This window comes from Roseivirga spongicola (assembly GCF_001592965.1).
Lineage (GTDB): Bacteria > Bacteroidota > Bacteroidia > Cytophagales > Cyclobacteriaceae > Roseivirga > Roseivirga spongicola.
In genome coordinates, this window is sequence record NZ_LRPC01000001.1 from 564,768 (window position 1) to 589,376 (window position 24,609).

Below are 24,609 nucleotides of genomic sequence, written 5' to 3' on the forward strand. Positions count from 1 at the left end.
TTTCATATTAAGGAACGTGGCCGAGAACTTTTTCATATTCTTCTTACCAGCCATGTTCCAAAAATAGATTATGGCATGAATGTTTCCAACATTTTGAAGCCCGAATTGGCTTTTATATGAACCGATTTGAATTTTCGTGGCAACAAAACTGCTTCTCCCATGCAAATTTTTGTAGTTTGTCCCTCTGAGGCGAGATTAGCCGAACCTTCTAAGCAAGTATAAATAATAAAGGAATCTTGATCGAAATGCTCACGGATTATACCTGTTGTAAACTCTAAAAGATTGGTTTGAAAGTACTGTGATTTAACCAAAGGCACCACCTCATTTAGCCCTCTTTTATAGTTGGTTTTGTATTCCGAATAGGCATGATAATCTAAAGCATCTAGAGCTTGTTCTGTATGAAGCTCTCTTTTATTTCCTTCATCATCTGTTCTATCGAAATCATATATACGGTAGGTAACATCTGAAGACTGCTGAATTTCTGCCAACAAAAGCCCCTTCCCTATAGTGTGTACTCTACCAGCAGGCAGATAGAAGCAATCGCCAGCTTGTACTTCCTCCTCGTTCAGTAATTCGGTCAGCTTTCCGCTATTCAAATACTGTAAATACTCCTCTCTACTGGTTTCTCTATTGAAACCACTGATCAATTTGGCGCCTTCATCGGCCTGAAAGACATACCACATTTCAGATTTACCAAGAGAGTTATGTCTTTCTCTGGCCAATTTATCATCGGGATGCACCTGAATGGATAAGTCTTGAGCGGCATCGATAAACTTTACCAAAAGAGGAAATTCATTTCCGAAAGCCTCATATACCTTCTTCCCAATCAAGTCTTCCTTAAACTCTTCAATAAGCTCAGGCAACGTACTTCCTTTTAGTACCCCCTCTGAAACTTTGGAAAGGTTACCTGGCACACCTGAGATCTCCCAAGTTTCGCCACAGTTTTTAAGGGGTGAAAAATCTTTACCAAGCACATCGTTTATCTTAGTGCCTCCCCAGATTTTCTCCTTAAATATGGTATCGAATTTTAGTGGGTATAAGTATCTTTTGCTCATCCTTTTCTCATTGCCTTATAAGTGTTGATCAATCCGTTAGTCGATGCATCGTGAGAAGATACATCTTCTTGACTCTCTAGCTCTGGAAGAATCTTTTTGGCCAATACTTTACCCAATTCTACTCCCCATTGATCGAAACTAAAGATGTTCCAAATAACGCCTTGCGTAAAAATCTTGTGTTCGTACATAGCCACAAGACTACCCAACACTTTTGGTGTCAGTTTTTTGAAAAGAATGCTGTTTGTTGGCTTATTACCTTCAAATACCTTGAAAGGTGCTAGTTCAGCAATTTCTTCATCACTTTTACCTTGAGCTTTAAGCTCAGCCTCTACTTCTTCTTTGGTTTTTCCGTTCATTAAAGCCTCGGTTTGTGCAAAGAAGTTCGAAAGCAATTTCGGATGGTGGTCTCCTAATGGATTCTGGCTGATTGCTGGCGCCAAAAAGTCGCATGGAATTAGCTTAGTACCCTGATGAATCAATTGGTAAAAGGCATGTTGTCCGTTAGTTCCAGGTTCGCCCCAAACAATTGGTCCTGTCTGATATTGAACTGTGTTTCCATTTCTATCTACATACTTTCCATTACTCTCCATGTTCCCTTGCTGAAAATAGGCAGCAAAGCGGTGCATGTATTGGTCGTATGGTAAAATAGCCTCAGACTCACTGCCGAAGAAATTTCCGTACCACAAGCCGATTAAAGCCAGAGTTACAGGAATATTCTCTTCTAGCGGAGTATTTAAAAAATGCTGATCCATTTCATAGGCACCTGTAAGCAGCTCCTCAAAGTTGTTGTAACCTATAGTACATGCAATGGACAGCCCTATTGAAGACCAAAGGGAGTATCTGCCTCCTACCCAATCCCAAAACTCAAACATATTGGCTGTATCAATACCAAAGGCAGCAACAGCTTCAGCATTGGTAGAAAGTGCTACAAAGTGTTTCGCTACGTCAGCCTCAGTTCCTCCATTAGCCAAGAACCAATCTTTCGCTGAATGCGCGTTGGTCATGGTTTCTTGAGTAGTGAAAGTCTTAGAAGCAATCATGAAAAGAGTTTCCTCTGCATTCACCTCTTTCAACACTTCAGAAAGGTGCGTGCCATCTACATTAGAAACAAAGTATGGTTTGATGCCGAATGTAGCATAAGACTTCAAGGCCTCAGTAACCATTACAGGTCCAAGGTCTGAACCTCCAATCCCAATGTTTACAATGTACTTTATGGATTTGCCAGAATAGCCCTTCCAATTACCCGCTGTTACTTTGTCGGCAAAGGTTTTCATCTTAGCCAACGCTGCCTTTACATCGGGCATAACATCTTCACCATCAACCATTATAGGTTCAATACCCATATTTCGAAGAGCAATATGGAGGACAGACCTGTCTTCGGTTTGGTTTATCTTTTCTCCCGAAAACATTGCCTTTACGGCCTCTTTAACACCACATTCTGTTGCTAGCTTAAACAGTAGCTCTATGGTTTCTTCAGTAATAATGTTTTTAGAGTAATCTACCAGCGTGTCGTTAAAACGAAGAGAGTACTTTTCAAACCTTTTGTCATCTGACTGAAAAAGATCTTTCATATGAACCTGCTTCATTTTTTCGGCATGCTCCGATAATTTTTTCCAGGCTTGAGTTTCAGTAGGGTTAATGTTCTGTAGCATCGTGAGTTCTTTGTAGGCTTTGAATTTACTTCAAATTATTCCCTAAATTAAGATCAACCACATTCATATCCATGCAAACGTTTGGCAAAAGAGGAGAAGCCATGGCCGAAATAGAGATGAGGCAAAGAGGCTATAAAATTCTAGCAAGGAATTACCGACACGGCAAATCAGAGATAGACCTGATTATGCAAGGTGAAGGGCTTATGATTTTTGTAGAAGTAAAAACAAGAAGCTCTAACAGTTTTGGCTTTCCAGAAGATTTCGTTTCTAAAAATCAGCAAGAAGCCATAATAAGAGCGGCTAACTACTATGTGGAGGAACAGGGCTGGAAAGGAGATATTCGGTTTGATATTGTGGCTATTATTGTAAAACAAACCACTATGCAAATAGAACACCTGAAAGATGCCTTCTACTGACCTGTTTTGGAGGAATTATAAATGGTTTGAGAGTTTTTATTCCACTCTCTAACTATGTAAGGTTCAAAGTCCCAATCGTAAAAAACTTTAGGGTACTGCAACCAACGCTTTTGAACCACTACTCCTGGTACATCGTGGTATTCAATCCAAACGCCTACTTTTTTATCGAATACGTATTCTCCAGTTACTGCAACATTGCCACTTTCATAAAATCTGTAGTAGGTTCCTTCCTTCTTTCCATACTGAAAAGGAATCACTTCCTTCATTTTGGTTTTCTGGTCTTCATCATAATAAGTAATCTGTGAATCTGTGAACCAACCCTTGGTATAATGCTCCTTCTCGTATAGGGTAGAATCCATTCGCTGATACAGCCAAGTACCGTGTTTGGTTCCGTAATAGAAGTCTCCTTTTTCAATAACTACATCGTTAACTATGCGCTCGTAAGGCCCATGCAAAACTCTATCTAGCATCTGTCCTTTCCCTTCGGCAGAACGAATGGTGTTATTCTTAGCATCGTGATAAAACACTTTTCTTACGTAAGGTGCTGCCGCTACCGGTTCTGGCAATACGTAGAACAAACGGAAATCTTCTGTATCTCTTTCAGAGAAAGAAGTAAAGGCCTTTTTAGTCTTCTCTCCATAAAAGACATTGCGTTTTACTCTTTCCTCAGCATCGGGAATGGTATCGGCTTCTTGAGGTTTTTCATCTTCTAACGTAATATCCGGCTTGGTCGGATCTTTCTCCTTTTCAACTGGAGCAAAAATCTGATCTACCCCGCCACAGGAGGTGAGCAAAACAATTAAACCAAAAAGCAAAACCCTTTTTTGCATGTCGTGAAGATAACGAATACTGTTGAAGTGTATTTTGAAAGAGTTGTAATTAGAAGAAATGAAAAAGCCTTGCGAGAAGCAAGGCTTAATTTCTGTGGAGGATACCGGATTCGAACCGGTGACCTCTACACTGCCAGTGTAGCGCTCTAGCCAGCTGAGCTAAACCCCCTTTTTGCTCTAGCCTCTCGATAATTATCGGGAGAGCTAAACCCCCAAAAGGTGCGCAAATATAGACTTGTCTTTAATTAAATCAAAACACCCTACGTGCTCTTCTAAATCTTTCTTTATAATAGCTGGAGTAGAGGTTGCTTTCTGTTACTCCAAGTGAGGTGGAGGCATGGATAAATCGGACATCATTTCTACCTCTAATGGCCGTTACAATACCTGCATGATTAATCTGCCTTTTCTTTTTGCCTGTTGCAAAAAACACCATATCACCGACTTTAAGATCTTTGATATTAACTCGCTTCCCTTTCTTAGCTTGCTCAGCTGAAGTTCTAGGCAGTGTAAGTCTTACACTTTGAAAGGAATGAAAAAGCAGTGCTGAACAGTCCATTCCTACTCGTGTAGTGCCTCCATATTTATAGGGTGTACCAGTGTATGATCTGGCTGTCTGAACTACCAAGTCTACTTTCTTAGCACGAGACATATGCCCTCCACAGCCAGAAATCAAAATGAGGAGAAAGATCAGCGCAGAATTTCTGAGCAGTGTTCTATTTTTCATGAGTAGTTGGGTGTCGGTATTCAAATTTAAAATTTTTCATTTTATTTTTTCTTTTACCAAGAGTGCTAATTGGTATTGACTATCTTTCTAAGCCTATGAAAACCGTCATTTTATTCTTAGTTACAGTTTTATTCGCCTTGTCATCGGCACCTAATGTTTATGCCCAAAGAAAGTGGAAAGATGATTACTATTCAGAATTGAACGATCAGAATTTTCGGGATTTCAAGCTTTTCAAAAAACAGTTAGACACCGACAAAATTGACTACCCTCTGCTTAGTGCTGCGCTGTTCTTTGTTACCAACGAAGCGCGCTTAGAGCAAGGCTTAACAGCCTTAGAATACCATTCTGGCTTAGAAACTATGGCATACAATCATTCTATAGCCATGGCCAAAGACAACTTCTTCGACCATAATAACCCAAAAGATAAAAAAAGAAAAACCCCCTCTCAACGGGCTAAACTAGCTGGAATATCTAATCCGAACATAGGTGAAAACATTCATGCCACAGGCGGAAGACAATTCGGCACGTATATTGAACTAGCAGATAGCATTGTGCAAAGTTGGATAGACTCTCCGCCACATAGAAAAACAATGTATTCGCAAGATGCACTTCAATTGGGTTGCGGAGTTTACTTTTACGACAAAAAGTGGCAAAACTATAAAGATGTATATAAACAAGGAAGAGGCTTCTGGATTGCCACTCAGAACTTTCAAATGTTCACAAAAATAAAGACTACATCGTCAAAGGATAAAGGACCTAAGAATGACTAAAAAAGTAATACTTGTCGCTTTACTTGCTGTTGGCTCATTTAGCTTACGGGCACAGCAATTATCTCCTACAGACAAGGCTGACCTCAATAGCACCATAGCTCAATTCATGAAGCATACAGAAAGCATGAATTTTGAAGGGATTGTAGACATGACCTACCCGAAGGTTTTCGATTTAGTAACGAAACAACAAATGCTCAGCCTGTTAAATGGCTTGAGCGGAATGGGGTTTGAGGTATCCTACGACTCTATTACTAATCAGGAGCCCATACTGGTGGCAAAAAATGATTCGGTAAAATATGCTTTAGTGAATTATTACTCTGAGATGGTGATGAAGATCACTAAGGAAGAAATGAAAACGAAAGAGTCAATAGATATACTCAAGTTATCGTTATTAAATACTGCAGGGGTAGAATCTATAGACTATGTGGAAGAAACCTCTTCCTTAATAGTTAAAGGGAACAAAAGGCTTTTGGCCATCAAAGATCAGGCTTATGACGATCAATGGTCGGCTATAGAGTTCGATGTAAACAATCCGGCTCTAAACGCCATGTTAGTTCCTACCCCAATTTTGACTGAAATTTCAGAGTTTATTAATAAAAACTAATTCTGCCCACTTCAGATTATTACAAACTAAAAGAGACAAAATGAAACAAGTTCTATTAATAGCTACCCTGGCGTTGATTACACTATCGGCCAATGCACAAAGTCTAAGCTCAAAAGACAATGCAGCCATAGACGCCAAAGTTGATCAGTTTTTAAAACTGATGGAAAAAAAGGATTACACCAAAGTGTTGGATTTCATGTATCCTCCAATCTTTGAGCATACCTCAAAAAAGGATATGTTCCAAATATTTGAAATGCTGGAGCAATCGGGTATTGAACTGAAATTCAAGAATACAGAGGTACTTAATAAGCAAGGACTAAAAACTATTAAAGACACTAAGTACGCGCTAATTAAGTATAGATTTGAGCTTGACTTACCACTCAATACTGATGAGTTGAGAGGCTACGCACCGCTTTTGGTACCAGTACTTCAAAGTAACTTTGGGAAGGAAAACGTTACTTACAATAAAAGCCAAAATCTAATCAATGCTAAAGGAGAGAAATTCTTGATGGCCATCAACGATCCGAAATACTCAGATTGGTTATTCCTAATTTACGACTCTAGCATGAGAACTGCTATTGAGAAGACCATTCCGGCTGAAGTAAATAACCAAGCCGCGGCCTTGGCCAGATAAAACTGTAGAAAATAAGCTCAATACAATAAGGCTGTCTCAAAAGCCGACAGTCATTCCAGACTCTTCCGATAAATCGGAAATGAAGTTATTCGAGCTGGGAATGACACAGATAATGGCTTCAGAGACAGCCTTATTTTCACGCATTTAAAGCCCAAACATATGCTCATTTAGCTTTTTAAGTGCATTCTCCTTATTGGAGCTATCTGTTAAAAGCGAAATGTTATGTCTACTACCTCCGTATGAAATCATGCGAATTGGAGTTTCTTCAAGCGCATCGAAAATTTTGGTTACAATACCCTTCTGTTCTGCCACAAAGTTACCCACTACACAAATGATAGTCTGAGCTTTATCAATTTCTACCTGCCCGAATTGACTCAGCTCTTTCACAATTTTGTCCAAGTGCTCATCTTCATCGATAGTTACAGAAACAGCCACCTCAGAAGTGGTAATCATATCGATTGGCGTTTTATACTTCTCAAAGATTTCGAATATTTTTCTCAAGAAACCATAGGCTAGAAGCATTCTGGTAGATTTTATCTTGATGGCAGTGATTCCATCTTTCGCGGCTATGGCTTTAACGTCTGCCGAAATGGTACCCTTACTTATTACCGTTCCTTTAGCTTCTGGCTGCATAGTATTCAGCAGTTTTACTGGGATACCATACTTCTGGGCGGGCCAAATAGAGGCCGGATGTAAGATTTTTGCACCAAAATAAGCGAGCTCGGCAGCCTCATCGAATGAAAGCTCTGCAATCGGATATGTCTTATCTACCACACGAGGGTCGTTATTGTGCATACCGTCTATGTCGGTCCAAATTTGCACATCGGTAGCCTTAATGGCAGCCCCAATCAAAGAAGCCGTGTAATCGCTACCACCTCTTTGCAAGTTGTCAATTTCACCCTTATGGTTCTTACAGATGTATCCTTGGGTAATGAACAAACCTTGGTTTCTGTTCTTCTCAAGAATAGCAGAAAGCTTTGCGCTAATAAAGTCTAAGTCTGGCTCATGGTCTTCATTGGTCTTCATAAACTCAAGCGCAGGAAGCAATTGAGCAGGAATACTTCTTTCTTGAAGGAGCAGAGTGAATAGCTTGGTAGACATTAGCTCTCCTTGAGCCAAAATATCTCTACTGAGGGCCTCATTAAAGGATATTTTGAGTGTGATTTTTAGAAACTCAAAATGCTCGGTGATTACCTCTGTAGCTTCATTTTTCTTCTCTTGTGTAGAAAAGAGGCTATCTATAAAATCATTGTAATGAGATCGGAGTGCATTTATCTTTTCAAGTGCTTCTTCCTTTTTGTCGGCCGCTAAAGACTCACCAATGCTCACTAGGCTATTGGTGGTACCAGAGAGGGCTGAGAGTACCACTATTTTAGATTGATCGTCTCTTGTAATGAGATCGGCAACGGAGTGCATGCGCTCAGGCCTGCCTACAGAAGTTCCTCCGAATTTGTATACCTGCATTGTTTACGGAATTAGAACCCTAACATTTTAATGGCTGTAATGGCTGCTTCATCACCTTTGTTGCCATGCTTTCCTCCAGCGCGATCGAGCGCTTGCTTTTGGGTGTTTGGGGTAAGTACACCAAAGATTACCGGCTTATTGAATTTTAGACCAACATTGGTGATGCCGTGCGCAACTGCATCGCAGATAAAATCGAAGTGCTTGGTTTCGCCTTGTACTACACATCCAATGCAGATTACTGCATCAATATCGTCTTGTGCTGCCATCCATTGAGCTCCTAAAGTCAATTCAAAACTGCCTGGCACACTCTTTCTAATAATGTTTTCTTTCTGTGCACCATGCTGAATTAAGGTACTATATGCACCATGATATAATGCTTCTGTTACCTCTTCGTTCCACTCAGAAACTACAACAGCAAATTTTCTTTCGCTGATGGGTGTAATATTCTTATCGCTGTACTCGCTTAAGTTTTTGTTGCTACTGGCCATAATATTTTGTGTATAAAAAAAGGTAAGACTATCGCCTTACCTTCTTCGTTAATGTTGTTTATAAAATTAACGTCCGGCAAGGACTTCTAATCTTGCTTTTTGTTTTCGCGCCTCGTTCACCTGAGTAGATTTAGCGTAATCGTTGATTATCTTATCTAATGATTCAATAGCTGAAGAAAGGTCAGAACCTTTCTCGTAAGCCAAAGATGCTTTCAATAAGTAACCAGGAGAGAAATATTGATCATCTACAGTATTGGCAGCCTTCTCGTAATTATCTGCAGCATCAGAGAAGTTACCTAGCTCCAAATATGCATCGCCAATAAGGCTGTAAGCTCTACCCTGAACCAAAATTTCTGAAGTTGAGAAATCTTCTAGGTAATCAATGGCTTGCTCATACTGTCTTTGCTTTAAGTAAGAAGCACCAGCATAGAAGCTAGCTAAGTTAGCTACTTCAGTTCCGCCATAAATATCGATAATGTCAATAAAACCAAGGTTTCTACCATCGCCCATCAATGCAAATTCAAGACTATCATTCTCATAATAATACTGAGCCTGAAAAATCTCGTTCTGAGCATCTATGTTTCTTTGGTCTTTTCTGTAGTCTAAAAAGAACAGTCCACTAGCAACAACAAGCACAATAAGGCCTACAATTGCACCAATAAAACCGATTGGTCCAACTTCGTTCTTGAACTTTTCAATCGCGCTGCTGTCTTTGCTGTTTCTTTCTTCTGAAGAATTATTCTCCGCCATCTCTCTCAAAAATTAGGTCGCAAATATAAAGAAATTGTTGTAAAACAAAGGGTTAAAACCTATTCAGTGATAAATGGATAGTCTTCCTGAACATAAACGTCTTTGTAAGCTTCAGAAGCATCAGGGTAAGGAGACTCTTCTGCGAACTTCACGCACTCCATTACTTCGTCCTTAATTTTCTTATCTGTAGCTTTCAATTCCTCTTCAGTAGCCCACTTATTTTCTAAAATCTTAGACTTCACGTATTCAATAGGGTCTCTATCTTTATAGTCTTGAAGCTCTTCTTTAGTTCTATACTTTGCAGGATCGGACATTGAGTGTCCTTTATATCTGTAAGTTCTGAACTCCAACAAAGTAGGGCCATCACCTCTTCTTGCTCTGTCTGCTGCCTCTTCTACTGCAACGTGAACGTTTTCAGGATTCATGGCATCTACAGGAGCAGAAGGCATATCGTAAGACTCACCTAAGGTATGCAGCTCCGTTACGTTTGAAGTTCTCTGAACTGAAGTACCCATGGCGTAACCATTGTTCTCAATAACAAAGATTACTGGTAGTTTCCACAACATAGCCATGTTAAGTGCTTCGTGGAAGGCACCTTGACGAACAGCACCGTCTCCCATCATACAGATACACAGGTTGTCGGTTTTGTTATACTTCTCAGCGAAGGCAATTCCAGCACCTAATGGCACCTGGCCACCAACAATTCCATGACCTCCAAAGAAACCCTTCTCTCTGTCGAACATGTGCATTGAGCCACCTTTACCCTTAGAGATACCAGTGGCTTTGGCCATTAATTCAGCCATTACAGCCTTAGGATCAGAACCCAACGCCAATGGTTGACCGTGGTCTCTATAAGCGGTTATCCATTTATCACCTTCTTTCAAAGCGGTAACAGAACCACTTGAACAAGCTTCCTGACCAATATATAAGTGACAGAAACCTCTGATTTTCTGTTGACCATAAAGCTGACCAGCCTTCTCCTCAAACCTTCTTTGCAAAAGCATGTTCTCGTACCAGAACATATAGGTTTCTTTTGAAAACTTAGATTCTTTCTTAGCCTTAGCTTTTGTGCTTCCTTTTGCTGCTGCCATGTACTATTCTTTAAAAGGTAAAAACCTTTAATTTTCAATTGTTTAAATGGGACTGCGAAAATAAGACAAAAACGTTCAACTTTGAAATTAACTTCCGCTTTACGGTAGAAAATGCATCTCGAATCAGTCAGACTAATACAATACAAGAATTACAAACAAGCCCAAGTGAGCTTTTCACCTCAGGTGAATTGTTTTCTGGGTGAAAATGGTAGCGGCAAAACCAACCTGCTCGATGCCATCTTTTACCTCGCTTTTACCAAGAGTGCCGATCAGGCTCTAGACATGCAATGCATTTTTCACAATGAAGACTTCTTTTCCATTAAGGGTGAATTCAAAGTGGAAGAAAAGAAAAGAGTGGTGCTAGGCGCTTACCAGAAAGGAAAGAAGAAACAAATAAAACTAGATGACAAACCTTACAAAAAGGTAAGCGAGCATATTGGCAAATTTCCCACTGTGTTGATTGCTCCTAACGATACAGACGTAATAAGAGGCGCAAGTGAAGACAGGAGAAAGTTTTTCGATGCTATTATTTCTCAGGTAGATCAGGGTTACCTCAACAACCTCATTGCATATAATCATGTGCTGAAACAGCGGAATAGTTTACTGAAACAGTTTGCAGAACAAGACCGGTTTGATTCAGATTTACTAGAGCCCTTTACCGAAAAGTTGGTTGAGCTAGGAACAAAAGTTCATGAAGTAAGAAGTAGCTTCATAGAGTCATTCAAGCCACTTTTAATGGAGCATTACTCCAAACTAAGTAGTGAAAAAGAGTTGATCGGAATTGAATATGAGTCGGACTTTGCTGAAGGAATTGAAGGCAAAATGCAAAGTTCTTTAAAAAAGGACTTAATACTGAAACGAACCAACAAGGGAATTCACAAAGATGAATTCGTATTCATTATGGATGATGTGCCCGTAAAAAAGTTTGGGTCGCAAGGCCAACAAAAGTCTTATCTCATAGCTCTGAAGCTAGCCAACTTCGACTTTCTAAAAAATCAGTTAGGTGTAAAACCAATCCTTCTACTCGATGATATTTTCGATAAGCTAGATGATCAGCGCATTGAAAAACTGATGCAAATGGTGGCCTCAGATGCTTTTGGACAAATTTTCGTAACAGACGCCCGACCAGAACGCTCTATTTCAATTTTTGAGAAGATTGATCAGGAGCATAGGTACTTTCATATTAATAATGGTCAGATTCAGGCTAGGGAAACAAAATAGGTAAGCTGTTACGTATATTAAGTTTGTACCCAAAAACTCAACAATATGAAAAACTCAAACAAACTAATGAGCGCATTTTTAGCGCTGATTTTTATTGCTTCTACTGCCAATGCAAACGAAGGTGGCTACGATTGGCTAAAACAGAGACTAGATGCTTCTAAGGCTTACACGGTTGCGGTGTTGGAGGCCATGCCAGAAGATGACTATTCATTTAAACCGAATGATGACCAAAGAACTTTTGCGGCTCAGGCCTATCACATTGTTTATAGTATAGACTATTTCCACAGGGCCTTAAGCAATGGTGGCAATGCTCAGTGGGCTCCTGGCGATGAAAACTCTAAGTCTAAGAAGGAGCTAATAGAGTGGGCAAATGCCAAGTTCGATGAAATCAATAAGTTCATACTAGAACAAGAGTCTAATGATGGCTTAACAGCAGGTGTGGTTTCTTATTTAGATCACAACTCACACCATAGAGGGCAAATTGTAACTTATTTAAGAATGAAAGGAATAGCTCCTCCACAATACAGATAACCCCTCCACCCCGAAGCTCAGGGGCGTATATTTCTTCCAAACTAAAGGGAGAGTTAGTTCTCTAATCAGTCTGCTTTATTAATAGAGGTGAGGGTAAGCTCTTTAACTCTCAAAAAAAGCCAGATTTACTGACTCTTCCGTAGGGAGCTTCCTGCTCAAAAACTTCGGGGCAAACTAAGAAATCATAAACTTTTGACCTTATGGCCATCCATTCTTCTCACTCATTGAACGTTTTTATTTTTGAAATGATAATTATGAAAGTGGTTACCTATTTTAGTAGCAAAATTTTTTAAGCTTTAATTTTTAGTAGGGTGAATCTCAAACTTTTACTGGCACTATCTTTTTGTCTGGTTTTGTCTATATCGAAAGCACAAAACCCTGTGGTTTCTAACAAGACCGAAGTACCTCCCCAAATTGATGGGGTTTTAGATGACGAGGTTTGGAAAAACAGTCCTCAAGTAACCGGCTACAAGACTTTTGTTCCAGACTTCGCTAAAGACATGCCTTATAAGACCATAGCCTATATGGCTCATGATGAGGATAATTTGTACTTCGCTTTCAAATGTTTTGACGATCCTACAGAAATCAAGACTTCCATAGCCGCCCGCGACAGAATTGGAGCAGACGACTGGATTTGCATTAACCTAGACTCTTTCAATAGCGGCCAGTCACTTTATGGCATTTACGTTAATCCAAGTGGGATTCAGATGGACACTCGATTTGCCGCAGGTAATGAGGATATTGGGCTTGACCTTATTTTCTACAGTGCCGCACAAATAGTTGATGATGGTTACGTAGTAGAGGTCAAGATTCCCTTCAAAAGTATTCGGTACAAGTCTAATGACGGTCAGGTAGAAATGGGAGTGATTTTCGAAAGAAGAATCAGTCGCTTTTCTACTCAAGGTACTTTCCCTCCTTTAGACCCAGATAAAGGATTTGCTTTTCTAACTCAGATGATGCCTCTGCAATATGATGGAGTCAAAAAGTCAAAACTGGTAGAAATTCTCCCTGCTGTAACCTATGGCGTCAATAAAACTCATGTTGATGGAGAATTTGTGAGAGAATCGAATTTTGAACCTAGCCTCACAACCAAGATTGGTATTACTTCCGATTTGGTTTTCGATGCTACCATAAACCCAGATTTTAGCCAAGTGGAGTCTGATGCTCAGCAGGTGGAAGTAAACCAACGTTTCCCTGTCAACTACCCAGAGAGAAGACCCTTCTTTTTGGAAGGTAATGAGAACTTCAACTTTGCTGGAACCGGAGGTTTTCAACCTATACAAATGGCTGTCAACTCTAGGTCTATAGTTACCCCTAAATTTGCCACCAAGCTCACTGGTAAAGTCGGAGATAAGAATATTATTTCAACGATTTATGCCTTAGATAGAGACGACCGAATTGACTCTGCTATTCCAGAGCTTTCTGATAACACGGCAGACGTTGCCGTGATGCGCTATATGAGATCTCTGACTCAAGATAGTTATGTTGGTTTGCTCGGCACTACTAGAAGACAAAATGGAGGAAGTAATAACGTATTTGGACTCGATGGTCAGTACAGATTTAAAGAGGCTTATCAGGTCTCAGGTCATTATTTGTACTCGGAGAACAATGCTGCATTGAATGGAGGCCACCTTAGTAATGCAGGTTCAATGTACCTTGGGTTATCTAAAAATACTCGCAGCTTCAATGGCTCATTTAGTATTTTAGATATTGGACAAGACTTTCAATCTGAAGTTGGCTATGTCACCAGAACGGGGATCAGCAGGGCTACACTGAGTTTAAACCCCAAGTTTTTCCCTAAGGGAGATGGTCTAATTAAGCGAATAGACCCTACATTATACACTTCTCTTACTAAAGATAAACCCAGTGGCTTGAATGAACATGTAATTTTCGTTCAGTTAGCGGCTACTTTGCCAAGGCAAACAAGGTTGGCGGTTAGTGTCGATAGGTCTTCCGAAATCTACTTAGGCCAGGAATTTAAAGATGGTAGTATCAGTTTAAATGCATCGAGCCAAATAACAAAAAGAACTTTTTTTAGGCTTAATTATGATTGGGATAATGGAATCTACTACCCAGCGGCAGAGCAAGGTTACGGAAAGCGAATTAGTGCAACTTTGAATATTCAGGCTTCGGATAAATTCAGCATGGATTTCACTCACCGGTTTGCCTCACTATACAGCGAAGCTACTGATGCCAAATACTATGACATCCACATTGCTCGAGGACGCTTAGTGTATCAAATGAACAAGTATCTGTTTTTCCGTGGAATTGCTCAATACAATAGCCTAAGCAAGGTTTTTAGTCCGAACTTCCTGGTGAGCTTCACCTATATTCCGGGCACTGTAGTACATCTTGGTTGGGGCTCAGTTTACGAGAAAGTTCGCTGGAATGGCACCGATTATGTGCCGAATGACCAATACCTCAACACTGCTCAAGGATTCTTCTTCAAAGCGAGCTACTTGTGGAGGTGGTAAAGGTCAATAATCAATTACGAATTAAGAATTACGAGCAGATCTCGTAATTCTTAATTGACCACTCTTAATTGAACATTAAGAAATCCTCCCCCAATTCACCGCAGTTTTTTTCAGTGAGTTGATATGTCTCAAAATGTTACGGTTCTGGTCAGCGCTTAGTTCTGGATCGGCCTCTAGAATGTCGCTGGCGGCATTTCGCGCAGCTTGAAGTAGTTTGGTGTCTTTAGAGATGTCAGCAATGAGTAGGTCTAGAACTCCGCTTTGTTGCGTTCCAGTGATGTCACCCGGACCTCGTAGTCTGAGGTCAACATCGGCAATTTCAAAACCGTTGTTAGTCTTTACCATAGTGTCAATTCTAATGCGGGCTTCCTTGCTCAGCTTATAGTCAGTCATCAGCACACAATACGATTGATCTGCTCCACGGCCAACTCGGCCGCGCAACTGGTGCAACTGTGCCAATCCGAAACGCTCCGCATTTTCAATGACCATTACCGAAGCATTCGGCACGTTTACACCCACTTCAATCACCGTGGTAGCCACCATAATCTGCGTTTCATGCTTCACAAAGCGCTGCATTTCAAAATCCTTGTCTTGCGGCTTCATTTTACCATGCACAATGCTGATGTGGTTGTCAGGGAAGGCTCTGGCTATACTTTCGTAACCATCCATCAGATCTTTTAGCTCAAGCTTTTCCGACTCTTCAATCAGCGGATACACCACATAAATTTGCCGACCCTTGGCAATTTCTTTCTTCATAAAGCCAAAAACAGAAAGTCTCTTTCCGTCATACTCATGAATGGTTTGAATTGGTTTTCGCCCTGCTGGCAACTCATCAATGATAGATACATCCAAGTCGCCATAAACCGTCATGGCCAAAGTGCGGGGAATTGGTGTGGCGGTCATCACCAGAATATGTGGGAACTGCGTGGCATTTTTCTTCCAAAGCTTGGCCCTTTGAGCCACCCCAAATCGATGTTGCTCATCAATAATGGCCAGACCCAAATTCTTGAACTGCACTTTGTCTTCTATCAAAGCGTGCGTTCCCACTAGAATCTGCAATGAGCCATCTTCTAGCGCCTCGTGAATTACTCTTCTTTCGGCAGTTTTAGAGGAGCCCGTCAGCTTAGCGATTTTAATACCGAGTAAATCGGCATACTCCTTCAATCCTTCATAATGCTGATCGGCCAGAATTTCCGTGGGAGCCATCATGGAAGCTTGTGCTCCCGAACTTACCACCAGCAACATACAGATAAAAGCCACAATGGTTTTACCAGAACCTACATCACCTTGCAGCAAGCGATTCATCTGCTTGCCAGACTTCATATCCTGATAAATCTCTCGGATTACTCGCTTCTGTGCATTTGTAAGGTCGAAAGGAAGGTGCTGATTATAGAACTCCGTGAGTAAAGACGAATCATTGAATACTTGACCCTTGAATTTATCGATTCGAGTCACCTTCATTTTCAGCAGCTTAAGCTGAATGAAGAAGAACTCTTCAAACTTCAACCTGAACTGTGCCTTTTGCAAAAGTTCTTGGTTGGATGGAAAGTGAATATGCCAGAGCGCGTATTTCTTCTCAATAAGGCTGAATTGCTGAAGTAGATTTTCAGGCAGCGTTTCATATATGTGCCCCTCGGCCTGCACAATTACCTGACGAATCATCTTAGAAATGGCCTTCGAGTCTATAAACTTGGCCTTCATTTTCTCAGAAGTGTGATACACTGGCTGAAGAAATCCGGCTTTATTGTTTTGGGTGGTTAATATCTCAATTTCTGGATGAGCAATATTTACTTTCCTTCCGAATACTGCTGGTTTGCCGAAAGCTACATAATCTACTCCTAGTTTCAACTTCTTGACCACCCACTGAATACCCTTGAACCAAACGAGCTCCATGGCTTGGGTATCATCTTCAAAACGAGCGACTAGCCTTTTCTTTCTGCCTTCGCCAACTGTTTCCATTTTGGTGATTCTTCCTTTGATCTGCACAAAAGGCATATCGGCATGAACACTTTCTATGGTGTGGAATTGGGTACGGTCTTCATACCGGAATGGATAATGCTGGATCAGGTCCCCATAGGTGAATAGCCCCATTTCCTTACCGATAAGGGCAGCTTTTTGCGGACCAACTCCTTTAAGAAACTCTATGCTTGTATCGAAGAACGCAGGCATCGGATGAAATTAATATAGAATGCTGATACCAATTCTATATCATCGGATTTTTTAAGCTTTTAGTCCACGGATTAATCCGTGGCTTTAAGGGTTGTGAGATTTATTTTTAGTGTTTTAAACGATTCTGGTATGCATGCTTTTTGTTTCCATGCTGTACAAGACCTAGTATCTAAGTTTGGTTTATCCCTCGATTACCCTCGGGATAAGAAATACCCCTAAATCCCCTAAAGGGGACTTGGCTTTATCGCTCACCGGGGTAAGTTTCCTATTGAGAATGTATTTGAGAGGTGAATTGGTTTACTCTAGAACGCTGCAAAGTCTTCCCCTTCGCAAGGGGAAGATTTAGATGGGGTCAGTATTTCCACTCAAAGCTGTTCAACAGGTGTATCATGTCTGTTTTGATGTACTCAATCACAGGCGCGAGTGAGTCATTTTTGGTAGCGGTGTTAAAATAAAGGGCACCTCTAAAGAAATGATGGGTGCTATCTGAAGTAAAGAACTGAAATTGAGTAGGTACCTCACCTTCTAGCTCGGTAACGCTGGCTACTTGTCCATTCGGTATTTTAATCAGACTTTCTTCAATACCATACGCTTTTACATTGTGCTTCATGGCGAGCTCAAAAGCTTCGTTCAATAATACCTGCGGTTGGTTTCTAGGGTCGACCAAGCTTTTGTAAGTGATTTGTACAATAGCATCGAACTGTGGGTATGTAAGGTTTACCCAAAAGCGTTCAGCATTCTTAGAGTCGTCTCTTGTTAATACAGAGTGGTCTGAATACTGAAATTTGTAGGGGAAAGTATCGGGCAGAATTTGGTATCTCGGTTCGGGTAGGTCAATGCGATTGAATCCTTTAGGCTTGGGCAAATACACTTCTTCGCAGCTTAATATGGCGCCAAGAATAATGGTACTAGCAAAAATTAAGTTGAATGTTTTCCTCACGAAGTTTGTGGTCTTATCAATACCCTAACGCGTTTAATGCGCCTTAAGTCTACAGCCACAATGGTAAACAAAAATCTACCGAATTCTATTTTCTCTCCAGCTCTTGGTAACTTTCCGCCAATTTCGAGCAATAAACCTCCAAGCGATTCGCTTTCGCCTTTTACGCTGTCGAACTCAGCAGGCTCTACACCAATAATTTTGCAGAAGTCGTTTAGGCTGGTTTTGCCTTCAAATATGTAAGTAGAGTTATCTAGTTTATTGAAGGCAATGTCTTCATCGTCATACTCATCATTAATTTCACCTACAATTTCCTCAATGATGTCCTCTAGGGTAATTAATCCAGATGTCCCACCGTACTCGTCTACCACAATCGCCATGTGAACGCGTTGTTCTTGAAAGTCTTTGAGCAGAGAATCTACCTTTTTATTTTCAGGAATAAAGAAGCCAGGTCTAAGCAACGTTTGCCAAGCAAAGGTATCATCCTTGTCTACGTGAGCAATGAGATCCTTAATATAGAGTACTCCCTCAATTTTGTCTATGGTTTCTTTGTAAACCGGAATTCTGGAAAAACCACTTTTATTAATTCTATCCATTAACTCATGAAAGTCCAGTTCAATATCTACAGCTGTAATATCTAGCCTAGATTTCATTACCTGGCGAACAGATAACGTACTAAAGTTTACAATACCCTTTAATATACCCTTCTCTTCTTCTGTGGTGTCATCGCCAGTAGTAATTTCCAAAGCTTGGTTCAGCTCATCTACTGTCAGGTCAACTCCCTTTTTTTCTACGTTTCTCTCTATAATGTTAGTAACTGTGATGAGTGTCCAAGAAGCTGGGCGGAATATTTTTTCTAGAAATACCAATGCTCTTGAGGTGAATCGGGCGAACTTCTCATTGTGCTGGTTGGCGAAGTTCTTAGGAACTACTTCTCCGAAAAACAGAATAACGAAAGTAACAACGGCCGAAAGAGCCACAACTACAATACCTTCAGTAGTTTTAGTACCCACAATGGCCCAGGTGAAAAAAGTGGAAATGGTAACAATGGCGATGTTTACTAAATTATTGAGTATAAGAATAGTGGCTAATAAATAGCGCCTTCTGCTCAATAGCTTTAGTACTGAATTACTTGTTACAGATTGTTCTTTTTCTAACTCGCTAAGCTGATTGCTATCTAAAGAAAAGAATGCTACCTCTGAGCCTGAAATAAGGGCCGAAGAAATAATAAGCAATACAAAAGCAAGCACATTGAAAACCAGATATGGAGTGCTCAACTCTGTGAGTTGTAAAAGTAGCGCCAAACTCGGCTCAGGTTCGTCTGGTGTTATTTCCAAAATCTTTTGTTTAGTCCCACATTAGAATGGTAGATCGTCCGTATCATCTTCAGGTATGCTAGATACGGGGCTTTCGCTCATATTGTTTCCACCATCGCTAGAGTTTCCACCTTCAGGTCGGCTTCCTAGTAAGGTCAACTCACGCCCCACAACTTCTGTAGTGTAGCGCTTGTTGCCATCCTGATCGTCCCATGAACGTGTAGTTAACTTTCCTTCAATATACACCTGGCCGCCCTTTTTCAAAAACTTCTCGGCAATTTCAGCAAGTGGTGTCCACAACACAATGTTGTGCCATTCGGTATTAGTAACTCTTTCGCCTTGTTTGTTTTTATAGGTTTCGCTTGTCGCAATAGGGAAGTTAGCTACTGCTCTACCATTATCTAAATGTCTAACCTCTGGGTCTTTGCCCAAGTTTCCAACGAGAATCACCTTATTTACACCTGCCATGATATTGAATATTTTAAGACTGAATTGAATGAAATTAACTAATAGAAAGCTTTTTTCAAATAGTTCTCAATGAGAATGGGTTTTGGCAACTCATGAATCTGTTCGAGACTATATGCCTTCAAATTCAATTCTTTCTGAATATTGGCAAAGGTATTCAATTCATTAACCCGAAGCCTAAAAAATCGGGCAAAAATCTGTCTATGTGTTAATACATGCTTTACCTCTTCAGAAACATCAATTAGTGTAAAGCGATCTGGAGAGTTTAGACTATTCAATACAGATTCTTCTGAGCTTCTTTTTAATGTCTCTTCTAAATGAAACTGATACAATCCTTTCCAGATACCATTGCCAATACGCTCATGCAACAACAGCTCACCGTTGTATTCAAAGATGATGTAGTTAAAGAATAGCTTCTTCACTTTTACCTTCTTTGTCTTTACAGGCAACTGTTCAGTCTCTCCTTTATTAAAAGCATAACAGCTATCGCTAAGAGGGCAGATAGCACAAGCAGGACTTTTAGGTGTGCATTGAATAGCCCCAAAATCCATAATTGCTTGATTAAACTCTCCTGGCTGATCTTTAGGAATGAGTTCATTGGCCAACTTTTCAAATACCTTAGCAGATTTTGTCTCGGCTATATCATCATAAAGCCCAAAAACCCTAGAAAGTACTCTATATACATTACCGTCTACTACAGCATTAACTTGATTGAACGCCATAGAAGCAATAGCAGCCGCAGTATACCTACCAATTCCTTTTAGCTTTAAAAGCTCCTCAAATTTGTTTGGAAATTGGCCATCATACTCTCCAACAACCATTTTTGCACAGCTATGAAGGTTTCTGGCACGCGAGTAATACCCTAATCCTTGCCATAAACGCAAAACTTCTTGCTCCTGAGCTGCAGCTAAATCATTTACTGTCGGATATTTATCAACAAAATTTAGGTAGTAGGGCATTCCTTGGTTTACCCGAGTTTGTTGAAGAATAATCTCAGATAGCCAAATTTTATACGGGTTGTTTGTTCTTCTCCATGGTAAATCACGCTTTTGGTGGCTGTACCACCTAATTAATTGATTTACAAATATTTCTCTATCCAAGTCTTTAGCTTTCGTTTTGGGCGGGCACAGGTAGAATTTTTTGGGAATAGGTTTTATAATTAGACCCGATCCCTTAATTTTGCAGGCCAAAATAACTGAGAATAAGTTTTTTGTAAAGTTTTATCAATTAAAAGAAGAAAACAGTGACTAAAGCAGATGTTATCAATCAGATCGCGGACAAAACAGGTATCGATAGATCTGATGTTACTACAACTGTTGAGACTCTTTTTGCTGTGGTTAAGGATTCGATGGCTGAGGGTGAGAACATTTATGTAAGAGGGTTTGGAAGCTTTGTGAATAAGAAGAGGGCAAAAAAGATTGCTCGTAATATTTCTAAAAACACGGCTATTGTTATCGATGAGCACTTTGTGCCAAGTTTTAAACCGTCAAAGGTTTTTGTTGAGCAGGTGAAAACCAGCTCTAAAGTTAAAGCTGCAAATAGTTAATAAAAGCCCCTGGGCTTTATGAATAGAAATCAGGTCATTCTCCTTGTTGTTGCCATCGCTGCTGTGATAGGCCTTTTTAGTCTGCCACGGGTAGTTGTGGATAATGACAATGAGCAAGCTGCAGAGTTTGTGGATGAAAGTGTTCCGGGAGGGGTAGTAGATCATAGCTCTGAGGTGCCTGAAGAAATTCAACCTAAAATTGACTACTGGAAGAGTCAATTATTCGTGAATGGCAATATGCAGCCCGAAAATGAATCTCTTGATTCATTAATGAGGGTGTTCATGGAGATCAACCAGTACGACAGTGCCGCATATTATGCCGGCCAGTTCGCAGAAAGGTTTAATAAAATTGAACACTGGCAAAAGGCTGGTGATGTTTATTTTGAGGCTTTTACATTTGCCTTAGATGAGCAGAAAATTAGTTTACTGGGTAGTAAAGCAAGAGAAGCTTACGAGAAAGTGCTCGAAGCACAACCTAGCAATTTGGATGCAAAGCATAACATTGCAATGACCTATGTAGCAGGTCCGGCACCAATGCAAGGTATCATGATGTTAAGGGATATTATTAAAGAAGACCCTAAAAACATGAAAGCTTTAATGAGCATGGGAAGAATGTCCATTCAAACCGGTCAGTTTGAAAATGGAATTGAGCGTTTCCAGTCTCTTGTTGAATATTATCCAAACCATATAGAAGGAAACTTCTTCTTGGGCGTGTGTTACTTCGAAGCCGGACAAATGGTGAAGGCCAAGTCGCAGTTCGAGAAAGTAAAAACATTAGATGCCAATGAGCAGGTTCTGACCGCTGCCGATGAGTATCTGGAAAGAATTAATTAAAAACATTAAAACATTAAGATTATGCCTTGCGGTAAAAAAAGAAAAAGACATAAGATTTCTACTCACAAGAGAAAGAAGAGGCTAAGAAAGAACAGACACAAGAAGAAGTAATCTTCTAGGGCTTTATAGCCCGTTTTTTGTTCTATTATAAATCTAAACCTCTACTACGTTGAGTAATGAATTGATTATTAATTCAACTCAAAATGGTAGTCGTATAGCCCTTCTAAAGGAAAAAAATTTAACGGAGTTCCATCATGATAATGATGAGAACAAGTTTAAAGTAGGTGACATTTATCTGGGAACGGTTAAAAAAATTGTTCCCGGTCTAAATGCCGCGTTCATTGATATAGGCTACGAGAAAGACGCCTTTCTGCATTACCTAGACTTAGGTCCGCAGATAAGGTCTTTAAATAAGTACACCAAAAAGGCGCTCTCGAACAAGCATACATCAGGCTCATTGGCCAATTTTAAAAATGAACCTGATATTAATAAGCTTGGTAAAATGAATCAGGTGCTCACAAAAGGGCAGCAGATTCTGGTTCAAATTGTCAAAGAACCCATTTCTACAAAAGGGCCACGACTGACCTGTGAGTTGTCGTTAGCTGGGCGCTATATGGTTTTAGTGCCGTTTTCCAATTCCATTAACATCTCAAAAAAGATTACTGATGGTGAGGAAAGAAAACGCTTGTTGCGTTTAATCTCATCTATTAAACCAGAAAACTTTGGCTGCATAATTCGCACCGTAGCCAAGGGAAAAAATGTAACCGAACTAGACAAAGACTTAAGAAACCTCGAAGAAACTTGGAAAGAGGGAATGAAAAAACTTCATTCTGTAAAGCCAAGAGAAAAGGTAATTGGAGAAATGAGCAGAGCTTCTTCGCTCCTCAGAGATATCCTGAATGAGTCTTTCGATAGCTTAGTTACTGACGATAAGGAAATACACGATGAGATTAAGGAGTATATCAGAAAGATTGCTCCTGATAAAGAAAAGATTGTTAAGCTCTACAATGGAAAGGCTAAGATTTTCGAAGCCTTCGGTATTGAAAAGCAGCTTAAATCTCTATTCGGAAAGTCTGTTAGCTTACCTCGTGGTGGCTATCTGATTATTGAGCATACTGAAGCGCTTCACGTAATTGACGTGAACAGTGGTAACAAATCTAACGCAGGAGAAGACCAAGAGTCTACAGCTTTAGCTGTAAACCTTGAGGCTGCTAAAGAGATTGCGCGCCAGTTAAGACTTCGAGATATGGGCGGAATTATTGTCATCGACTTCATTGATATGAGAAGGCCCGACAATAAGAAGAAGCTTTATGCTGAAATGAGGTCTTTTATGGAGACTGATCGTGCGAAGAATACCATTCTTCCACTAAGTAAGTTTGGCTTAATGCAAATTACTCGTCAGAGAGTAAGGCCTGAGTTGAACATTACTACGCGTGAAGTTTGCCCTACATGTCAGGGAACAGGAAAGGTAAGTGCAACTATTTTAGTTTCTGATCAAGTCGAAAAGAACCTAGAATATATTCTTACTACTCAGAATGAGAAGAATGTAACCGTAACATTGCATCCATTTTTACATGCCTACTTTACCAAAGGGGTGTTTTCAAGAAGATGGCAATGGTATAGAAGATTCCATACTTGGGTGAAACTGGAGAAAGATAGCTCTCTCGGTTTAAACCAATATGTTTTCTATAACAAAATGGGTGAAGAGATTGAGCTTAAAGCTTAGTAGCGAACCAAAGGAATAAGAAAGCCCCAATTCAGCAATGAGTTGGGGTTTTTTATTGGTCACAAAAGGAGTTAAAACTACGTGCTTTGGTGCGTTTCGCTTTAGCTTTCTGAAGTTTACGATGTGCGAATTTTGATTGACATCAATAGTAAATCTAATCCCGAAAATTTTCGGGACGCACATTTTCTAAGTCAGCCATTCCAAGCCACCTTCAGTTGCTTCTAAAACTATGGTGCTTTCATCCCATAGTGGTTTATTAGAACTTGATCCCAAATTCAAGAGCGAACATATTGTTCTTCACCTTGAACTCATCATAACCAGAGGTTTGCTGGCTAACCTGATTTAAAAATCCTATGTTGAAATTAAGAGCAGCAAAAAGGTTGGTATTAACTCCAATAGCTCTTTCCACTCCGCCACCGAAGTTCCCAGCAACATCAATACTCTGAAACTTACTGATAGACATTATCCGATCATTTTCCTGATTGGTTGTTAGCCTTATTTCAGGTACAATTCCAAAATTGAAGAACACCCTAGTGTCCAAGAGAACCTCGTTGGTATAGAGCTTCACGAGTAATGGAACTTGCAGATATTCATGGTCGTATCGCTCGTTTTCAGGTTGACCACCATTAAACCGAGGGTCTGTAATAGTTAATTTAGTAACCCTTGTGGCATAATTAATTCCTGAATGGAAATAGTAGTTTTCTCGAAAAGGAACATCTATAAAGGCACCGAGCATAAACTTAACCGCAGATCCATCTTTGTCTACTGAGGTATCTTCACCACTCGAAGGAATTCGGTTGTAAGAGACAGTTGGCCCTAAGGTAATTCCTATCCTATAGTCATCAATTTGAGCTTTTGCCGTACTCACAAAAAATAGGGCAATAAGAGCAGAGAAAACGTGTTTTTTCATGT

Annotated in this window: 24 protein-coding genes and 1 tRNA gene; 10 read left to right on the forward strand and 15 right to left on the reverse strand. The window is 40.2% G+C overall.

The window, feature by feature from the left end:
- Positions 1-68: 68 nt before the first annotated feature.
- Together AWW68_RS02570 and pgi are read right to left on the reverse strand one after the other, a co-directional pair.
- A complete protein-coding gene (locus AWW68_RS02570) occupies positions 69-1,055 on the reverse strand; it encodes a type I phosphomannose isomerase catalytic subunit (protein ID WP_068216267.1) in 987 nt (328 codons plus the stop codon).
- The gene (gene pgi / locus AWW68_RS02575; protein WP_068216269.1) at positions 1,052-2,707 is read right to left on the reverse strand and encodes a glucose-6-phosphate isomerase; all 1,656 of its coding nucleotides are present in this window, start codon (positions 2,705-2,707) and stop codon (positions 1,052-1,054) included. The genes AWW68_RS02570 and pgi overlap by 4 nt, the downstream gene beginning before the upstream one ends.
- A gap of 71 nt (positions 2,708-2,778) precedes the next feature.
- Here pgi and AWW68_RS02580 point away from each other — a divergent pair, with 71 nt between their 5' ends.
- Positions 2,779-3,123, forward strand: a complete 345-nt coding sequence (locus AWW68_RS02580) for a YraN family protein (RefSeq protein ID WP_068216271.1) — start codon at positions 2,779-2,781, stop codon at positions 3,121-3,123.
- On the opposite strand, the gene AWW68_RS02585 is transcribed toward AWW68_RS02580, so the two are convergent.
- From AWW68_RS02585 to AWW68_RS02595, 3 genes are all read right to left on the reverse strand, one after another.
- Complete coding sequence (locus tag AWW68_RS02585) at positions 3,117-3,953, reverse strand: toxin-antitoxin system YwqK family antitoxin (protein WP_068216273.1); 837 nt, start codon at positions 3,951-3,953, stop codon at positions 3,117-3,119. The two genes, AWW68_RS02580 and AWW68_RS02585, sit on opposite strands and share 7 nt — an antisense overlap.
- Before the next feature lie 95 nt (positions 3,954-4,048).
- Positions 4,049-4,122: transfer RNA gene (locus AWW68_RS02590), tRNA-Ala, on the reverse strand.
- Positions 4,123-4,203: 81 nt separating this feature from the next.
- The gene (locus AWW68_RS02595) at positions 4,204-4,677 is read right to left on the reverse strand and encodes a C40 family peptidase (protein ID WP_068216275.1); all 474 of its coding nucleotides are present in this window, start codon (positions 4,675-4,677) and stop codon (positions 4,204-4,206) included.
- Between the two features lie 95 nt (positions 4,678-4,772).
- Between AWW68_RS02595 and AWW68_RS02600 the strand changes: the two genes are divergently transcribed.
- Genes AWW68_RS02600 through AWW68_RS02610 form a run of 3 tightly spaced genes read left to right on the forward strand, consistent with a single transcriptional unit; the run spans position 4,773 to position 6,685 of the window.
- Positions 4,773-5,447 carry a CAP domain-containing protein gene (locus tag AWW68_RS02600; RefSeq protein WP_157717498.1) on the forward strand — a complete coding sequence of 225 codons (675 nt, stop codon included), beginning with the start codon at positions 4,773-4,775 and terminating at the stop codon, positions 5,445-5,447.
- Positions 5,440-6,051 (forward strand): hypothetical protein, encoded by a 612-nt coding sequence (locus AWW68_RS02605; protein WP_068216279.1) that lies wholly within the window; start codon positions 5,440-5,442, stop codon positions 6,049-6,051. The genes AWW68_RS02600 and AWW68_RS02605 overlap by 8 nt, the downstream gene beginning before the upstream one ends.
- Before the next feature lie 40 nt (positions 6,052-6,091).
- Positions 6,092-6,685 carry a hypothetical protein gene (locus AWW68_RS02610; RefSeq protein ID WP_068216282.1) on the forward strand — a complete coding sequence of 198 codons (594 nt, stop codon included), beginning with the start codon at positions 6,092-6,094 and terminating at the stop codon, positions 6,683-6,685.
- A gap of 144 nt (positions 6,686-6,829) precedes the next feature.
- Here AWW68_RS02610 and AWW68_RS02615 read toward each other — a convergent pair whose 3' ends face one another.
- The 4 genes from AWW68_RS02615 to pdhA all read right to left on the reverse strand — a co-directional run bounded on the left by AWW68_RS02615 (position 6,830) and on the right by pdhA (position 10,478).
- On the reverse strand, positions 6,830-8,149 hold the full coding sequence (locus AWW68_RS02615) for an aspartate kinase (protein WP_068216284.1): 1,320 nt from the start codon (positions 8,147-8,149) through the stop codon (positions 6,830-6,832).
- An 11-nt stretch (positions 8,150-8,160) separates the two neighbouring features.
- Positions 8,161-8,637, reverse strand: a complete 477-nt coding sequence (ribH, locus tag AWW68_RS02620; protein WP_068216287.1) for a 6,7-dimethyl-8-ribityllumazine synthase — start codon at positions 8,635-8,637, stop codon at positions 8,161-8,163.
- Positions 8,638-8,703: 66 nt separating this feature from the next.
- Positions 8,704-9,387, reverse strand: coding sequence for a tetratricopeptide repeat protein (locus AWW68_RS02625; protein ID WP_068216289.1), 684 nt, complete (start codon positions 9,385-9,387; stop codon positions 8,704-8,706).
- Between the two features lie 59 nt (positions 9,388-9,446).
- Positions 9,447-10,478 (reverse strand): pyruvate dehydrogenase (acetyl-transferring) E1 component subunit alpha, encoded by a 1,032-nt coding sequence (gene pdhA, locus AWW68_RS02630; RefSeq protein WP_068216291.1) that lies wholly within the window; start codon positions 10,476-10,478, stop codon positions 9,447-9,449.
- A 111-nt stretch (positions 10,479-10,589) separates the two neighbouring features.
- On the opposite strand from pdhA, the gene recF reads away from it, so the two are divergent.
- The 3 genes from recF to AWW68_RS02645 all read left to right on the forward strand — a co-directional run bounded on the left by recF (position 10,590) and on the right by AWW68_RS02645 (position 14,704).
- Complete coding sequence (gene recF / locus AWW68_RS02635; RefSeq protein ID WP_068216293.1) at positions 10,590-11,699, forward strand: DNA replication/repair protein RecF; 1,110 nt, start codon at positions 10,590-10,592, stop codon at positions 11,697-11,699.
- 45 nt (positions 11,700-11,744) lie between these two features.
- Complete coding sequence (locus AWW68_RS02640; protein ID WP_068216295.1) at positions 11,745-12,230, forward strand: DinB family protein; 486 nt, start codon at positions 11,745-11,747, stop codon at positions 12,228-12,230.
- A 353-nt stretch (positions 12,231-12,583) separates the two neighbouring features.
- Complete coding sequence (locus AWW68_RS02645; RefSeq protein ID WP_068216297.1) at positions 12,584-14,704, forward strand: carbohydrate binding family 9 domain-containing protein; 2,121 nt, start codon at positions 12,584-12,586, stop codon at positions 14,702-14,704.
- A 75-nt stretch (positions 14,705-14,779) separates the two neighbouring features.
- On the opposite strand, the gene recG is transcribed toward AWW68_RS02645, so the two are convergent.
- From recG to mutY, 5 genes are all read right to left on the reverse strand, one after another.
- Positions 14,780-16,873 (reverse strand): ATP-dependent DNA helicase RecG, encoded by a 2,094-nt coding sequence (recG, locus tag AWW68_RS02650; protein WP_068216299.1) that lies wholly within the window; start codon positions 16,871-16,873, stop codon positions 14,780-14,782.
- A 352-nt stretch (positions 16,874-17,225) separates the two neighbouring features.
- Positions 17,226-17,813, reverse strand: coding sequence for a gliding motility lipoprotein GldD (gene gldD, locus AWW68_RS02655; RefSeq protein ID WP_245660197.1), 588 nt, complete (start codon positions 17,811-17,813; stop codon positions 17,226-17,228).
- Positions 17,810-19,141 (reverse strand): gliding motility-associated protein GldE, encoded by a 1,332-nt coding sequence (gene gldE, locus AWW68_RS02660; protein WP_068218418.1) that lies wholly within the window; start codon positions 19,139-19,141, stop codon positions 17,810-17,812. The genes gldD and gldE overlap by 4 nt, the downstream gene beginning before the upstream one ends.
- 27 nt (positions 19,142-19,168) lie before the next feature.
- Positions 19,169-19,594 (reverse strand): single-stranded DNA-binding protein, encoded by a 426-nt coding sequence (locus tag AWW68_RS02665; RefSeq protein ID WP_068216301.1) that lies wholly within the window; start codon positions 19,592-19,594, stop codon positions 19,169-19,171.
- 38 nt (positions 19,595-19,632) lie between these two features.
- A complete protein-coding gene (gene mutY / locus AWW68_RS02670; protein ID WP_068218424.1) occupies positions 19,633-20,691 on the reverse strand; it encodes an A/G-specific adenine glycosylase in 1,059 nt (352 codons plus the stop codon).
- A gap of 143 nt (positions 20,692-20,834) precedes the next feature.
- Here mutY and AWW68_RS02675 point away from each other — a divergent pair, with 143 nt between their 5' ends.
- The 3 genes from AWW68_RS02675 (at position 20,835) to AWW68_RS02685 (ending at position 23,697) form a co-directional block, all read left to right on the forward strand.
- On the forward strand, positions 20,835-21,137 hold the full coding sequence (locus tag AWW68_RS02675) for an HU family DNA-binding protein (RefSeq protein ID WP_068216303.1): 303 nt from the start codon (positions 20,835-20,837) through the stop codon (positions 21,135-21,137).
- 18 nt (positions 21,138-21,155) lie between these two features.
- Positions 21,156-21,971 carry a tetratricopeptide repeat protein gene (locus AWW68_RS02680; RefSeq protein ID WP_068216305.1) on the forward strand — a complete coding sequence of 272 codons (816 nt, stop codon included), beginning with the start codon at positions 21,156-21,158 and terminating at the stop codon, positions 21,969-21,971.
- Positions 21,972-22,140: 169 nt separating this feature from the next.
- Positions 22,141-23,697, forward strand: coding sequence for an Rne/Rng family ribonuclease (locus AWW68_RS02685; RefSeq protein WP_068216307.1), 1,557 nt, complete (start codon positions 22,141-22,143; stop codon positions 23,695-23,697).
- 256 nt (positions 23,698-23,953) lie between these two features.
- Here AWW68_RS02685 and AWW68_RS02690 read toward each other — a convergent pair whose 3' ends face one another.
- Entirely contained in the window at positions 23,954-24,607 is a 654-nt protein-coding gene (locus AWW68_RS02690) for an outer membrane beta-barrel protein (RefSeq protein WP_068216308.1), read from the reverse strand.
- Positions 24,608-24,609: the final 2 nt, after the last annotated feature.